Source organism: Dietzia sp. MNB45, from assembly GCF_051994785.1.
In the GTDB taxonomy this organism is placed as follows: Bacteria; Actinomycetota; Actinomycetes; order Mycobacteriales; family Mycobacteriaceae; genus Dietzia; species Dietzia kunjamensis.
Window position 1 is genome coordinate 3,580,127 of sequence record NZ_CP163397.1, and the last position, 13,402, is coordinate 3,593,528.

General features: G+C 72.2%; 13 protein-coding genes. 8 read left to right on the plus strand and 5 right to left on the minus strand.

Annotation, left to right across the window (positions count from 1 at the left end; translation table 11 throughout):
• Positions 1 to 58 precede the first annotated feature (58 nt).
• From AB5G72_RS17185 to AB5G72_RS17195, 3 genes are read right to left on the minus strand one after another with little or no spacing between them, the layout of a single operon-like run.
• Entirely contained in the window at positions 59 to 1,504 is a 1,446-nt protein-coding gene (locus tag AB5G72_RS17185) for a protein adenylyltransferase SelO (protein ID WP_440220523.1), read from the minus strand.
• Positions 1,501 to 2,205 carry a potassium channel family protein gene (locus tag AB5G72_RS17190; RefSeq protein WP_244200826.1) on the minus strand — a complete coding sequence of 235 codons (705 nt, stop codon included), beginning with the start codon at positions 2,203 to 2,205 and terminating at the stop codon, positions 1,501 to 1,503. The genes AB5G72_RS17185 and AB5G72_RS17190 overlap by 4 nt, the downstream gene beginning before the upstream one ends.
• A gap of 54 nt (positions 2,206 to 2,259) precedes the next feature.
• On the minus strand, positions 2,260 to 2,655 hold the full coding sequence (locus AB5G72_RS17195; protein ID WP_407335288.1) for a hypothetical protein: 396 nt from the start codon (positions 2,653 to 2,655) through the stop codon (positions 2,260 to 2,262).
• 145 nt (positions 2,656 to 2,800) lie between these two features.
• Between AB5G72_RS17195 and AB5G72_RS17200 the strand changes: the two genes are divergently transcribed.
• From AB5G72_RS17200 to AB5G72_RS17225, 6 genes are all read left to right on the plus strand, one after another.
• Positions 2,801 to 4,279 carry a sodium/glutamate symporter gene (locus AB5G72_RS17200; RefSeq protein WP_440220524.1) on the plus strand — a complete coding sequence of 493 codons (1,479 nt, stop codon included), beginning with the start codon at positions 2,801 to 2,803 and terminating at the stop codon, positions 4,277 to 4,279.
• Between the two features lie 55 nt (positions 4,280 to 4,334).
• A complete protein-coding gene (locus tag AB5G72_RS17205; protein WP_120285546.1) occupies positions 4,335 to 4,550 on the plus strand; it encodes a hypothetical protein in 216 nt (71 codons plus the stop codon).
• Positions 4,550 to 4,846, plus strand: coding sequence for a hypothetical protein (locus AB5G72_RS17210; protein WP_096906501.1), 297 nt, complete (start codon positions 4,550 to 4,552; stop codon positions 4,844 to 4,846). The genes AB5G72_RS17205 and AB5G72_RS17210 overlap by 1 nt, the downstream gene beginning before the upstream one ends.
• Positions 4,843 to 5,373, plus strand: a complete 531-nt coding sequence (locus tag AB5G72_RS17215) for a bifunctional adenosylcobinamide kinase/adenosylcobinamide-phosphate guanylyltransferase (RefSeq protein WP_163376892.1) — start codon at positions 4,843 to 4,845, stop codon at positions 5,371 to 5,373. Before AB5G72_RS17210 ends, AB5G72_RS17215 begins: the two co-directional genes overlap by 4 nt.
• Before the next feature lie 8 nt (positions 5,374 to 5,381).
• The gene (locus AB5G72_RS17220; RefSeq protein ID WP_440220525.1) at positions 5,382 to 6,275 is read left to right on the plus strand and encodes a dihydrodipicolinate synthase family protein; all 894 of its coding nucleotides are present in this window, start codon (positions 5,382 to 5,384) and stop codon (positions 6,273 to 6,275) included.
• Between the two features lie 83 nt (positions 6,276 to 6,358).
• Positions 6,359 to 8,530 carry a bifunctional lysylphosphatidylglycerol flippase/synthetase MprF gene (locus AB5G72_RS17225; RefSeq protein ID WP_440220526.1) on the plus strand — a complete coding sequence of 724 codons (2,172 nt, stop codon included), beginning with the start codon at positions 6,359 to 6,361 and terminating at the stop codon, positions 8,528 to 8,530.
• 281 nt (positions 8,531 to 8,811) lie between these two features.
• Here the strand turns inward: AB5G72_RS17225 and AB5G72_RS17230 are convergent, their stop codons facing one another.
• The gene (locus tag AB5G72_RS17230; RefSeq protein WP_440220527.1) at positions 8,812 to 9,591 is read right to left on the minus strand and encodes a dienelactone hydrolase family protein; all 780 of its coding nucleotides are present in this window, start codon (positions 9,589 to 9,591) and stop codon (positions 8,812 to 8,814) included.
• 131 nt (positions 9,592 to 9,722) lie between these two features.
• Positions 9,723 to 11,495, minus strand: a complete 1,773-nt coding sequence (locus tag AB5G72_RS17235; RefSeq protein WP_440220528.1) for a phosphoenolpyruvate--protein phosphotransferase — start codon at positions 11,493 to 11,495, stop codon at positions 9,723 to 9,725.
• A gap of 140 nt (positions 11,496 to 11,635) precedes the next feature.
• On the opposite strand from AB5G72_RS17235, the gene AB5G72_RS17240 reads away from it, so the two are divergent.
• Both AB5G72_RS17240 and AB5G72_RS17245 read left to right on the plus strand, forming a co-directional pair.
• On the plus strand, positions 11,636 to 12,403 hold the full coding sequence (locus AB5G72_RS17240; protein WP_163376888.1) for a DeoR/GlpR family DNA-binding transcription regulator: 768 nt from the start codon (positions 11,636 to 11,638) through the stop codon (positions 12,401 to 12,403).
• Positions 12,400 to 13,359, plus strand: coding sequence for a 1-phosphofructokinase family hexose kinase (locus AB5G72_RS17245; protein ID WP_440220529.1), 960 nt, complete (start codon positions 12,400 to 12,402; stop codon positions 13,357 to 13,359). The genes AB5G72_RS17240 and AB5G72_RS17245 overlap by 4 nt, the downstream gene beginning before the upstream one ends.
• Positions 13,360 to 13,402: the final 43 nt, after the last annotated feature.

Below are 13,402 nucleotides of genomic sequence, written 5' to 3' on the forward strand. Positions count from 1 at the left end.
GCACCCACGGAAGATAAGTGTTTCGTATCAATACGCGCGTACTGCTGGGGGCGGCGCGTCAGGTGCCGCAGTAGGTGACGTGTGGCGCGGCCTCGGGAGGGGCGGGACGTTCATAGCGCTCGTAACCGGCGCGCCGGGTGTAGGGGTCGGTGACGACGACGAGGAGTTCCGACAGCGGCCCCATGTCCCCTGCCGTGGCCGCGTCGAGGGCCTCCTCGACGAGATGATTGCGCGGGATGTAGATCGGATTGACCCGGTCCATCGATCCCCGGTCGGGTCGACGCGCCCGCCATGTCGCCAGCCAGCCCTCCGCGAGCGCTCCGACCAGCTCGCGCACCGGCTGATCATCCCCGTCCGCGGCCGCCCCGAGCGCGCGGAAGAAACCGGTGTAGTCGGCCCGCGTCGCACTGAGCAACCGGGACAGCTCGTCGATGAGGTCGGTCGCCTCGGCGTCCCCGACCTCGTCCGGCAGGCCGATCTTGGCGCGCATCCCGGCCGTCCACGCCCGCTGGTAGTGCTCCGGGAACGTACCCAGCACCTCGGTGAGGAGCCGGACCGCCTCGTCCTGGTCCGGGTCGACCAGCGGGACGAGGGTCTCGGCGAACCGGGCGAGGTTCCACTGCAGAACCGGCGGCTGGTTGGCGTAGGCGTAGCGGCCGCCGGTGTCGATGGAACTGAAGACCGTGGCCGGGTCGAACTTATCCATGAAGGCGCACGGCCCGTAGTCGATGGTCTCGCCCGAGACGGTGGTGTTGTCCGTGTTCATGACGCCGTGGATGAACCCGAGGAGCATCCAGCGGGCCACGAGCTCCGCCTGGCCGCGGAGCACGGACGCGAACAGCTCCAGGTACGGGTTCTCCGCGTCGGCGGCGTGCGGGTGATGCCGGGCGATGGCGTGGTCGGCCAGCCGACGCAGCAGCTCGTCGTCGTCGACCGATCGCGCGAACTGGAACGTCCCCACCCTCAGGTGGCTCGCGGCGACGCGGGCCAGCACCGCGCCCGGCAGCGGCGACTCGCGGTACACGGTGTTCCCGGTGGCCACCACGGCGAGCGAGCGGGTGGTGGGGACGCCGAGCGCGTGCATCGCCTCGCTGATGACGTACTCGCGGAGCATGGGGCCGACCGCGGCCAGACCGTCGCCACCGCGGGCGAACGGGGTGCGCCCCGAACCCTTGAGGTGCAGGTCACGGCCATCGGGCAGCTCCCCCATCAGCAGGGCCCGCCCGTCGCCGAGCCGGGGCGAGTACCCGCCGAACTGGTGTCCGGCATAGGCCTGGGCGACCGGCGTGGCCCCGTCCGGCACGTGAGTGCCCGTCAGCACCCGCACGCCCTCCTCGCCACGCAGGTAGTCGGCGTCCAGGCCGAGCTCGTCGACCAGCGCGTCGTTGAGCACGAGCAGCCGCGGCCCGTACGCCTCCGCGGCCTTCCACGGCACGCCCAGTTCCGGGAACTCGCTCGCGTACCGGGTTCCGAGAGTGAGGGGACGTGCGGTGTCCGTGGTCATGGCCCCGACGATACGGACGAGCCGCCGGGCGGGTCGGCGCGTGGACCGGGCTCACCGGGTCCGTCCCCGTCCTCTCCCGCACCATCGCGTTCGGCGATCCTCTCCAGGAGCCAGGCGGCGAGCGTCGCCGTCACCACGCCCAGCAGGGCGATCCCGCCGAACATGAGCCCCACCGCGATCGTGCGTCCCACCGGGGTCACCGGCGAGTAGTCGCCGTACCCCACGGACGTCGCCGTCACGGTCGCCCACCACAGGGACTCACCCCATGTCTGGATCGACGCCCCCGGTGCCCCACGTTCCGCGTTCAACACCGCGAGCGAGGACACCACGAGCAGGACCGCCGTCCACCCCGCGGCGTAGGTGATCGCCTGACCGCGCACCACTGTGCCCGCCGACCGCCTCATCCCCCCGAGCAGGGTCACCAGCCGGAGCAGTCGCAGCGGTCGCAGGACCGGCAGAGCGACGACCGCGAGGTCGTACCAGTGCCTGAGCAACCACGGTCCGCGACGCTCCGCCAACGCCAACCTGACCACGAAGTCCACGGCGAACAGAACCCAGGTCCCCGCCATCACGATCCGGGTGACCACTCCCACCGGACCCACGGGTTGTCCGACCACCATCACCGCGTAGGCGACCAGGAACGCCAGAGCCGCACCGATCAGGGGCCACTCCTCCAGCTCCTTCCACCGCGTCTCCGTCACCCGTCGATGATCCCCCCGGGCGCGGCGCGGTGGCCTCGGTCACGCGTGATGGCCTCAGAAGTACTGCGACCCGCCGTCGATGCTGATGTGCTCGGCGGTGATGAACGTCGTGCCCATGAGGTTGAGCGGGGGGTTCGACTCGCCGACCGCCTCCAACGTGCTCACCATGTCTCCACCGCCCATCGGGGTGGCCACGCCGCCGGGGTGGATGCTGTTGACCCGGACATTCTTCGGGCCGAGTTCCACCACTGCGTCGTCGACGATCTTCCTCATGCCCTCGAGGTCGCGGACGTCCCCGACGGACAGTAGCGCGCGTCGCCCCTGGGCCTCGACCAACCGGCGGGTCCCGTCCGGGTCCTCCGGGGCGGCCAGGCGGACGGCGTGCGTCCTGCCCTGCCCGCGGGCGACCCCCGCGACGAACGTGACCTCGCCGTCGAGTTGTGCCGCCATGCCGAACGCCAGTCCTCGCCACGGTCTGCCACTGAAGATGGGCGCGACTGTCCCGAGAAGTGGGCGGATCGGGGCCTATTCGCGCGCCCGGCGGATAGGTTCGGGAGGACACCGCAAGCCGCACATCCGGAACCGAGGTCACCCAATGTCCGCAAATGCTGTGGGATTCGCCCTTCTCATCCTCGGACTGGCGTTGTTGATCGGGAAGATCATCCGCGTCAAGGTCGGGATCGTGCAGTCCCTGTTCCTCCCCAGCTCCATCGTCGGTGGTGCACTGCTCCTCCTGCTCGGGCCGGAGGTCCTGGGCAGGTTCACCGGGCCGTGGGGCGAGAACGGGCTCTTCACCGAACCGATGGTGGAGGTGTGGTCCTCCCTCCCGGGCCTGCTCATCAGCGTCATCTTCGCCACGATGTTCCTCGGCCAGGACCTGCCGCGCCCCTCCCGGGCCGTCAAGCTCGTCGGTCCGCAGCTCTCCCTCGGCGTGGCCCTGGGCTCCGGGCAGTACGTCGTCGGACTGTTGCTGGCCGCCCTGATCCTCGTGCCCCTGCTCGGCGCCTCACCCATGACGGGCGCCCTCATCGAGATCGGCTTCGAGGGCGGTCACGGAACCGCGGCCGGCATGCGGGGCGTGTTCGAGGAACTCGGGTTCACGGTGGGGGCCGACCTCGCCGTCGGCATGGCCACGGTGGGCATCGTCGGTGGCATCGTGCTCGGCATCGCCCTGATCAACTGGGGCGCCCGCACCGGCAGGACCGAGCTCATCAGCGGCAGCGCCAAGATGTCCATCAGCGAGCAGAAGGGCCTGTTCCGCGAGGACGAGTACTACTCGGCGGGCAAGATGACCTCCCGCCCGTCGTCCGTGGAGCCGCTGTCCCTCCACGTCGCGCTGGTGACCCTGGCGATCCTCATCGGTCTGGGGATCCTCGAGGGGCTGCGATGGATCGAGCAGGCCACCTACGCGTCGGTCATGCTCGACGAGAACACCCCGCTGGAGATCTTCGCCTACGTACCGCTGTTCCCCATCGCCCTGCTCGGCGGCGTCATCGTCCAGGTGGTCGCGACCAAGGCCGGGGTGGCCCACGTCATCGACCCGCAGATCATGCTGCGGATCCAGGGCTGGGCGCTCGACTTCCTCATCGTCGCCGCCATCGGCACCCTGTCCCTGCAGGCGATCGGCGAGAACATCGGCGCCTTCACGATCCTCGCCGTGGCCGGCATCCTGGTCAACGTCGGCATCTTCCTCTGGCTGGCACCGCGCATCATCGGCCGCTACTGGTTCGAGCGCGGCATCGGAGACTTCGGCCAGTCGATGGGCGTCACCGCCACCGGCCTCATCCTCATGCGCATCGTCGACCCCGATGCCCAGAGCCCCGCGTTCGAGGCGTTCGGCTACAAGCAGCTCGTCTTCGAACCGTTCTTCGGCGGCGGACTCGTCACCGCGATGGCCGTGCCGATCATCTTCCTCACCGGTGTCTGGCCGCTGTTCATCACCATGCTGGTCGTCTTTCTCGTCGCCGTCCTGTCCGGGCTGCTCTACTTCCGTCCCAGGGAGATGAAGGAGCGGGCCGAGTGGAAGAATGCCGGGAAACCGCAAGACGAATCCGACACCGCCACCGCGAGCTGACCACGGCGGCCCGGCAGCGCCTAGGATAAGAGAAATCCGATCTGGGAGGTGCGCCGTGGCCACGAAGAAGCGCTGGAACGACCTGACCGACACGCAGAAGACGGTCCTGCTCACCCTCATCTCGGTGCAGGTGTCACTCGCTGCGACCGCGTGGGCGGACCTCGCCTCCCGGCCCGCGGCGAAGGTGCGTGGCTCCAAGGGCAAGTGGGCCGCGATCATCGCGATCAACTTCATCGGGCCGCTCCTCTACTTCACCCGCGGGCGGCGGTAGTGAACACCCGGTCACGGGCCGGGCTGGCCGCCGGTGTCCTCCTCGTCGTCGTCCTCACCCTCGGCGCGTGCGCGGCCGGACCCAACGTCGACGTCGCCCCCACCGGCGCCGGGTTCCTCCTCGGCCTGTGGCACGGGATCATCCTCCCCGTCACCTTCGTCATCTCCCTCTTCACCGACACCGTGACGATCTACGAGGTGAACAACAACGGCAACTGGTACGACTTCGGCTTCGTCGTGGGACTGGCCCTGTTCTCCGGCCCGGCCCTCGCCGGCGGCCGGGGGCGGCGGGGATGACGCGCGTCCTGGTGACCGGCGGCGTCCGATCCGGCAAGTCCCGGCACGCGGTGCGACTGCTCGGCGGCACCGACACGGTGACGTTCGTCGCGCCGGGCCGCCCCGCCGACGAGCTCGACGACCCCGACTGGGCCGCGCGCGTCGACCACCACCGGGCACACCGGCCCGCGGGATGGCGCACCCTGGAATCCCCCGATGTGGCCTCCGCACTGCGCCACGCCCCCGGCCCGGTCCTCATCGACTGCCTTGGCACGTGGCTCACCGCCACCGTCGACGACCTGGGACTGTGGGACGCCCCCGCCGACGAGGCGCGCGCCGCCGTTGACGAACGGACCGACGCCCTCTGCGCCGCCCTCACCGCCCGCGACGACGTGGTGCTGGTGACCAACGAGGTCGGATCCGGGGTCGTGCCCCCGTACCGCTCGGGCGCCGTGTTCCGAGACCTGCTGGGCGCGCTCAACCAGTCCGTCGCCGAGTGCTGCGACGAGGTGCACCTGGTGGTGTGCGGGCGGGTCCTCACGCTGTGACCGGGCACGTGACGACCGGCCTGAGCGCCTTCCCGCTCACACCTATGAGCGATGACCGGGTCGACGAGAGCGCCTATGCGGCGATCATCGAGCGACTGGTACGCGCGGGCGTCGACTCGATCGGTGCGCTCGGTTCCACCGGTTCGTATGCCTACCTCGACCGCGAGGAGCGGCGCCGGGTCGCCGAGGCGACCGTCCGGCACGCGGCGGGGGTTCCGGTGATCGTCGGGATCAGTGCCCTGCGGACCTCCCACGCGCAGGCCCTCGCCCACGACGCGCAGGCGGCCGGCGCCTCGGCGGTGATGCTCGCGCCCATGAGCTACCAGCCGCTCACCGACGACGACATGATGGGCCTGTACACGGACGTCGCCGGTGAACTCTCCGTGCCACTGGTGGTCTACGACAACCCCGGCACCACCCGTTTCGGATTCACGCCCGAGCTCTACCTGCGACTGGTCGAACTCCCGCAGGTGGCCTCGATCAAGATCCCGCCGCCGCCGGCGGAGCCCGCAGCGGCGCGTGAGCACCTCGCCCGACTGCGCTCCGCGGTGCCCGAACGTGTGGGCCTGGGGGTCTCCGGCGACCCCTCGGCCGCGGCGGCACTGCTCGCGGGCTGCGACAGCTGGTACTCGGTGCTGGCCGGCACCGTCCCGGGCCCCGCCCTGGCGATCGCGCGGGCGGCGCTGTCCGGTCGGGCCGAGGAGGCGTTGGCCGAGTCCGCCGGGCTGGCGCCGCTGTGGGAACTCTTCTCCGCGCACGGCAGCCTGCGGGTGGTCGCGGCCGTCGCCGAGATCCTCGGGCTGGCCGCGGAGAACTGTCTGCCCCGGCCCGTGCTCGGCCTCACCGGTGCCGACCGGACGGTCGTAGAGACGGTGGTCACAGCCCTTTCGCTGGGGAAATAACCGCACACTCATGCCGGCGGCTCCATACTTGGAGGACCCGCCCCCACCCCGCCCCTCGCCGTGCGCCGCCCCCGGAGGACCCCGTGAGCACCGACCAGCTGACAGAGACGTCCCACGAGCCCGCCGCGCCCTCACCCGTGACCGTCGCCGCCCGCGCGGTCGCCACGGCGGCGCGACGGCTCCCCGTCACGGCGGTGATCGTCGCCGCGCTGCTCGTCACCGGGGTGGCGTTGGAGGCCCTGTGGCGCAGCGCCCGCGACGCCACCTGGTTCCCCGACGTCGCCTACGGCGTGCCCGCGCTGGAGGGCGGCCGCTGGTGGACACTCGTGACCGGGCCCTGGCTCGGGCTAACCCCGCTGCAGCACGTGTCCCTGCTGGTGCTGGTGGCGGCGGGCATCGGGATGGGCGAGTGGCGCCTGGGCCCGGTGCGTACGGCACTGACCGCGGCCGGCGGGCAGCTCATCGGCGTGCTCGGGGCGGTCGCCGTGATCGTCCCCGGCGACGCGGTCGGCTGGGAGTGGGCCACGGAGCTGTCGGTGGTGCTGGACGTCGGCTGCTCGACCGCGGTGATCGCCGTGCTCGCCGCCGCCACGGCCACCCTCGTCTCGCCCTGGCGACTGCGCGCGCGGGCGCTGCTCTACGGCTATGTGATCGTGTCGTTCCTGTTCGTCGGGAGCCTGGCCGACCTCACCCACTTCATCGCGTTCGTGGTGTTCCTCGCCGTCGGCGAGCGGTTCTTCTCCGGCACCGAGCACGGCCTGCGGCCGCGGACGCGACGGGAGACCCGGCTCGTGGTGTCGGCGGGCATGTGGTTCATCGCCGCGGTCCACGTGGTGGTGTACTTCCTGCCCTCCGACGGCCCCCTCGGGCCCACCGAGGCCGAGGACGTGAACCTGGTCGGTATGCTCCTGTCCGTCCTCATCGCCGCGGCCACGGCGGAGCTGCTGCGCCGTGGCTACCGGGCAGCGTGGGGCGTGGCCCTCGCCTATGCCCTGGTCACCGCGGTGGTCACCCTCGTCGTCACGGTCCTGGTCGTCGCCGCGGACTTCGAGTCCCTCGGCGCCGTCACCCTCGGTACCGGTCTGCTCTGGGTGGGCGAGGCCGTGCTGCTGGTGGTGGGCCGGGGCGCGTTCGGCGTGCGGGTGCGGCGACGGGTGACCGGGTCGCGCGTCCACTCGGACGACGTGGTGGAGCGCGTCCGTGAGCTCATCCGTCGCCACGGCGGCAGCACGATGTCGTGGATGATCACGTGGCAGCCGATGAACTACTTCTTCGGCGCGGGCACGAGCACCGCGGGTCCCGACTCGGCGGGCGTCGTGGGGTACCGGATGCACGTCGGCACCATCATCGCGCTGGCCGACCCGGTCGCCGACCCCGCCGATCGCGACGTGCTGCTGAGCTCGTTCGTCGACTTCGCCGAGGCGCAGGCCGCCGTCCCGTGCCTGTTCTCGGTGTCCGGCGAGACGGCGGATCGGATGCGGGTGCACGGGTGGCGGGCGCTGCAGATCGCCGAGGACACCATCATGGATCTTCCCGACCTGGCCTTCGCGGGCAAGAAGTGGCAGAAGATCCGCTCCGCGATGAACAAGGCGGACAAGAGTGGCACCACCTACGTCTCCGGGCTACTGCGCGAGCAACCCGCGGCGGTGCTGGCGCAGGTGCGGGAGATCTCCGAGCAGTGGGTCGGAGACAAGGAGCTGCCGGAGATGGGCTTCACGCTCGGCACGGTCGAGGAGGCGCTCGACGACGACGTCCGCATCGCGCTGGCCGTGGACTCCGGCGGGGTGGTCCAGGCGGCGCTGTCCTGGCTGCCGGTCTACCGCGGCGAGCCCGACGGTGGCGTACGCGGCTGGACCCTGGATCTCATGCGCAAGCGCAACGGCCCCGGCGCGAACAACATGGTCGAGTTCCTCATCGCCCGCTCCGCGCTGGAGTTCAAGGACGAGGGCGCCGACTACGTCTCGTTGTCCGGTGCCCCGTTGGCGCGTAGTGGCGACGACGACGAGGTGGCCGTCCTCGACCGCGGACTCGATCTGCTGGGTCAGGCACTCGAGCCCTACTACGGATTCCGGTCGCTCCACCAGTTCAAGTCGAAGTTCAATCCGAGGATCGAGCCCGTCTACCTGTGTTTCCGCGACGAGGCGGACCTGCCGCGAATCGGGGTGGCGATCGGCCGGGCGTACCTTCCGGGAGCGACGACCCGCCAGCTCGCGGCCCTGGCCCGCTCGGGCCCCTCGGAGACCGTCGACGTCTGACGTCCCGGGGCGGGACGCACCACTGCGCCCCGGACCTCCCGGCATCCGCTCCCGCGCCTGGCGTCTCGCTCCCGAGCCTGGCGCCTCGCCCACCGGACCTCCCGGCATCCGCTCCCGCGCCTGGCGTCTCGCTCCCCCGCCTGACCGCCCACCACGCAGCCGCTCCCGCGCCTGGCGTCTTGCGTGCCCCGGCGGGCAGGCGAGAGTTCATCGTGACGGGCGGGAGTAACCGAGGGGCCGTGAGGGCCGCGGTGGGCCGGGGGTCTCCGTCCGGGCTCAGCTCATTCGCCGTGGCGCGCGAGGCGCCGTGCCAGGTGCTCGCGCAGGTCCTCGAAGTGCCGTTCCGCGGCGGTCTCGTCGTACATCGACGTATCCGCCATCGAGTACCCGTGGGGGGCACCGGGGTAGACGTCCTGGTCCAGGGGCACACCGGATTCCCGAGCCAGGGACGCGATGATGTCCATCCCTTCGCGCGGCATCGACGGGTCGTCGTCGGCATGACGCAGGAGGACTGCGGCCCGGGTGGTCGCGAGACTCAGGTGGGGACTGTCGCTCTCGTCCGTCGCCAACCCGCCGCCGTGGAATCCCCCGACGGTGGCGATGCGGTCCGGGTGGTCCCCGCCCGCGCGCAACGCGAGTCGCGCCCCCATGCAGTAGCCGATGACCCCCGCGTCGCCGGTGACCCCGGGCAGTGCCAGCAGCGCGTCCAGGTACGCGGCGGTGTCCGGTCGCGACAGGTCCGAGGTGAGCCCCTCCATCAGGGGGAAGACCTTCGCGATGTAGCCGTCCCGCTCGCCCGGTTCGCGTAGATCGACGGTCGGGGCCAGGTCGTCGACGGTGCCGGAGCGGTAGAAGACGTTCGGCGCGAGGACGACGTAACCCCAGCTCGCGATGCGATCCATCATCGTGCGCATCTGCGGCCTCAGACCGAAGATGTCCGGGAACAGCAGCACGCCCGGCACGTCGTGCTCGGCGGTCTCGGGCCGCGAGACGAACGCCTCCGCGGTGCCGTCCGCCGTGTCGATGGTCAGGTCCACGGTCATGTCGCCACGCAGGTCCACAGTCGAATCCCTTCCGTCGTCACCGACGGTAACTCCGCGATCCGGGCACCACAGCCCGGTCGCGCAGAGCGGGACGGTCGCGGAGAGCGGGACGGTCGCACCGAGCGGGACGGTCGCGCCGAGCGGGACGGTCAGTTCCGGGCGGCCAGCACCGCGTCCCTGGCCTCGAGCGCCGTGTCACTGTCCAACGCCAGGGCCGCGAGCTCCCGGCACTGCTCGAGGGTGGCCCCCGCCAGGGCAGCTCCGACGAACGGCAGCGCGGCGGTGGCCACGGAGAGCGAGCTGACTCCGAGCCCCAGCAGGACGCACGCCAGGTTGGGGTCCGCCGCCGCCTCACCGCACACCCCGACCGGGATCGTGCGACCGTCCGGCGACCGGCCCGCGGCCTCGGCAACCGCCCGGATGAGCCGGAGCACGGCGGGTTGCCAGGGGTCGGTGAGGGCTGCCAGGTCGGACGACATCCGGTCGGCGGCCATGACGTACTGCGTGAGGTCGTTGGTGCCGATCGACAGGAAGTCAACGTGCGGGAGGAACCTGTCGACGGCCACCGCGACCGACGGCACCTCGACCATGATCCCGGGGGTCAGGCCGCGCCGACGGCACCGGTCGGCGAAGTCGCGGGCCTCGTCGACGGTGGCGACCATGGGGGCCATGACCCACGGTGAGGACTGTGCCCCGCCCACCCGGCGGCCGGCCGTGGCGAGGGCGTCGAGCTGCCGGTCCAGCAGCCCGGGGTCGATGAGGTCCACGCGGATGCCGCGGACGCCCAGAGCGGGGTTGTCCTCCTCGGTCATGCCCGCGAACGCCAGCGGTTTGTCCGAGCCCGCATCGAGGGTCCTCGTGACGACCCGGCCGTCCGGGAATGCGGCCAGGACCCGGGCGTAGAGGTCGACCTGCTCGTCGTGGGTCGGTTCGGCGGCCCGGTCGAGGAACGCCAGCTCGGTGCGGAACAGGCCGATCCCGCCGGCCGGGCCCGACGCCGCGTTCTCGGCCCCCTCACCGTCCTGGACGTTGGCCAGCAGGCGCACGGCGTGCCCGTCGGCCAGGACGGCGGGGCCGCTCCAGTCTGCGGCGGCGGCCCGGGCGCGCCGGTCCGCCTCGGCGGCCGCTCGGGCCGGGCCCTCCTCGGGCTCGACGGTGACCGTGCCCGCGGCGGCGTCCACCAGCACGTCGGCGCCGTCGGCGATCGCGGCGAGTCCCCCGGCGGCGACCATGCACGGGATGCCGAGCTGCCGCGCGATGATCGCCGTGTGCGAGGTGGGCCCGCCGTGCTCGCAGACGATCGCCAGCACCATGGCCGGGTCGAGCCCGGCGGTGTCCGCCGGGGCGAGGTCGTCGGCCATGAGCACGCCCGGCGCGTCGAAGTCGGGGACGCCCGGCTCGGGCAGGCCGCGCAGCTCGGCCACGACGCGCGCGCAGATGTCGCGGAGGTCGGTAATGCGTTCGGCCTGTCGACCGCCGACACGAGCGAACATCGCGGCGAAGGTCTCCGTCGCCGCCACGGCCGCGGCCTCGACCGCCGCGCCCTTCTTGAGTTCCTTGACCACCGCCTTGGCCCAGCCGCGGTCGCGGGCGAGGACGGCGTTGGCGGACAGGACCTCTGCGCTGACGCCGGTGGCCAGGGCGGCCCGTTGATCCAGGCGGTCGGCCACGGTCCGGGCCGCCGCGACGAAGCGTTCGCGCCCCCTCTCGACCTGCTCCTCGTCCGGCGCGGCCGCTGCCTCGGTTCCCGCCGCGGCTCCGGTTCCCGCCGCGGCTCCGGCCCCCTCCGCGCCCGCGGCCGCGCCCGCGGCCCCCGGGTCGAGGACATCCTGCCTGACGACCCACCGGGCGGGCCCGTAGGCCAGTCCGGCGACCACGCCGGTGCCGCGGATGACCGTCCCGGACTTCGACTGCTGCGTCATGGGAACTCCTAGCGGACCGGACGCCCTCGTCCGGCTCATCGATCGGTTATGTGACGAGAATAACTAAATCGGCTTGACTTTCCAACCGTATCGGGCAGAATCCAACACAATCGGTCACCACAGCGGAGAGGTCGGAGCCCATGTACGGGAGCGAACGACGGCGACACATCACGGAGGCGCTGGCCGCCTCCGGGCGGGTGACCGTCGCCGAACTCGCGGCCGACCTCGATGTGAGTGCCGAGACGATCCGCCGAGACCTGTCGCTCCTGGAATCCGAGGGGCACCTCGAACGCACCCACGGCGGGGCGGTCCCGGCGGTGCCCGGTGGCCGCGTCGAACGCACCCTGGCCGCGCGGCGGTCGGAGAACGTGGACGCGAAGTCCGCGATCGGCCGGGCTGCGTTGCGGCTGCTCCCGGCCGTGGGGGGCGCGGCCCTGCTCGATGCCGGCTCCACCACGGACCGCCTGGCCGAATCGCTGCCCGCCGACCACGGCCTCACCCTCATCACGAACTCGGTCCCCATCGCCGACGGCCTGCACCGCGCGGCGTCGGAGGACCTCCACGTCCTCGGCGGGACGGTCCGCGGCCTCACGGGGGCGTGCGTGGGCCCGTCGGTGCTCCGGGCGCTGGAGTCGATCCGGGTCGACGTCGCCTTCGTGGGCACGAACGGCCTCCACCCCGAGCGCGGCCTCACCACCCAGGACCCGGACGAGGCGGCGGTCAAGAACGCCATGTGCCGGGCGGCCCGCCGGGTGGTGGTACTCGCGGACTCGAGCAAGTTCGGGCACGAGTTCCTGGTCTCGTTCGCCCCGCTGGACGGGGTCGACGTCCTGGTCACCGACGCTCCCCCGCCGGGCCCGCTGGCCTCGGCACTGGACACCCACGGAATCGAGGTCGTGCTGCCATGATCGTCACCCTCACCATGAACCCGTCGGTGGACCGGACCGCGCAACTGCCCGCACCGCTCACCGTGGGCGGGGTCAACCGCATCGCGGCCGTCGACGACTCCCCGGGCGGCAAGGGCGTCAACGTCGCCCGCGTCCTCGCCGGCGGGGGGGTCCGGGGGCAGGCGGTGTTCCCGGCCCCGGCGGACGACCCGTTCGTGGCGATGTGCGCCGGGGCCGGCGTCGCGACGTCCGTCGTCCCCGCGCACGGCGCCGTGCGGATCAACCTCACCCTCGCAGACCCCGCCGGAACCACCACCAAGATCAACGCCCCCGGGCCCGAGCTCGACAGCACCGCGATCGACCGGGCCCGCTCCACGATCGCCGCCCTCGCCGGTGAGGCGACGTGGGTGGTGCTGTGCGGGTCCCTGCCACGCGGCGTGCCGGACGACTTCTACGCGGACCTGGTCGGTGCACTCCGCCCCGCGGGGGCCCGCCTCGCCGTCGACACCTCCGACGCACCACTGGCCGCCCTCGCGGCACGCCTGCCCGACGCGGCGCCCGACCTGGTCAAACCCAATGGCGAGGAGCTCGGGCAGCTGGCCGGCGTCGACGGCTCCGAGCTGGAGCGTCGCGCCGCCGCCGGTGACACGACCCCCGTGGTGGACGCCGCGCGGGCGTTGCGCGCCCGCGGCGTGGGCGCGGCCCTGGTCACCCTGGGCGGCGCCGGTGCCGTCCTGGTCGACGACGACGAGGCGTGGTTCGCGAACGCTCCTGCCGTGCAGGTCAGATCCACGGTCGGGGCCGGAGACTCCGCGCTCGCGGGATATCTGCTGGCCGAGTCCCGCGGACTCCCGCCGCGGGACAGGCTGGTCTGGGCGGTCAACCACGGCAGCGTCGCCGCCTCACTGCCCGGTACCGGACTGCCGCTGGGCCTCGACCCGACCACGTTCCGCGCCACGGTCCGGCGGCTCGACTGACCCGCCGCGCCGGCGCCCTGCACCCACAGACCGCGGCCCCCCA

Excerpts from the sequence above, each read along its gene's own strand:
- AB5G72_RS17185 (WP_440220523.1), bottom strand. The coding sequence starts at position 1,504 with ATGACCACGGACACCGCACGTCCCCTCACTCTCGGAACCCGGTACGCG.
- AB5G72_RS17195 (WP_407335288.1), bottom strand. The coding sequence starts at position 2,655 with ATGGCGGCACAACTCGACGGCGAGGTCACGTTCGTCGCGGGGGTCGCC.
- AB5G72_RS17215 (WP_163376892.1), top strand. The coding sequence starts at position 4,843 with ATGACGCGCGTCCTGGTGACCGGCGGCGTCCGATCCGGCAAGTCCCGG.
- AB5G72_RS17235 (WP_440220528.1), bottom strand. The coding sequence starts at position 11,495 with ATGACGCAGCAGTCGAAGTCCGGGACGGTCATCCGCGGCACCGGCGTG.
- AB5G72_RS17200 (WP_440220524.1), top strand. The coding sequence starts at position 2,801 with ATGTCCGCAAATGCTGTGGGATTCGCCCTTCTCATCCTCGGACTGGCG.
- AB5G72_RS17240 (WP_163376888.1), top strand. The coding sequence starts at position 11,636 with ATGTACGGGAGCGAACGACGGCGACACATCACGGAGGCGCTGGCCGCC.
- AB5G72_RS17245 (WP_440220529.1), top strand. The coding sequence starts at position 12,400 with ATGATCGTCACCCTCACCATGAACCCGTCGGTGGACCGGACCGCGCAA.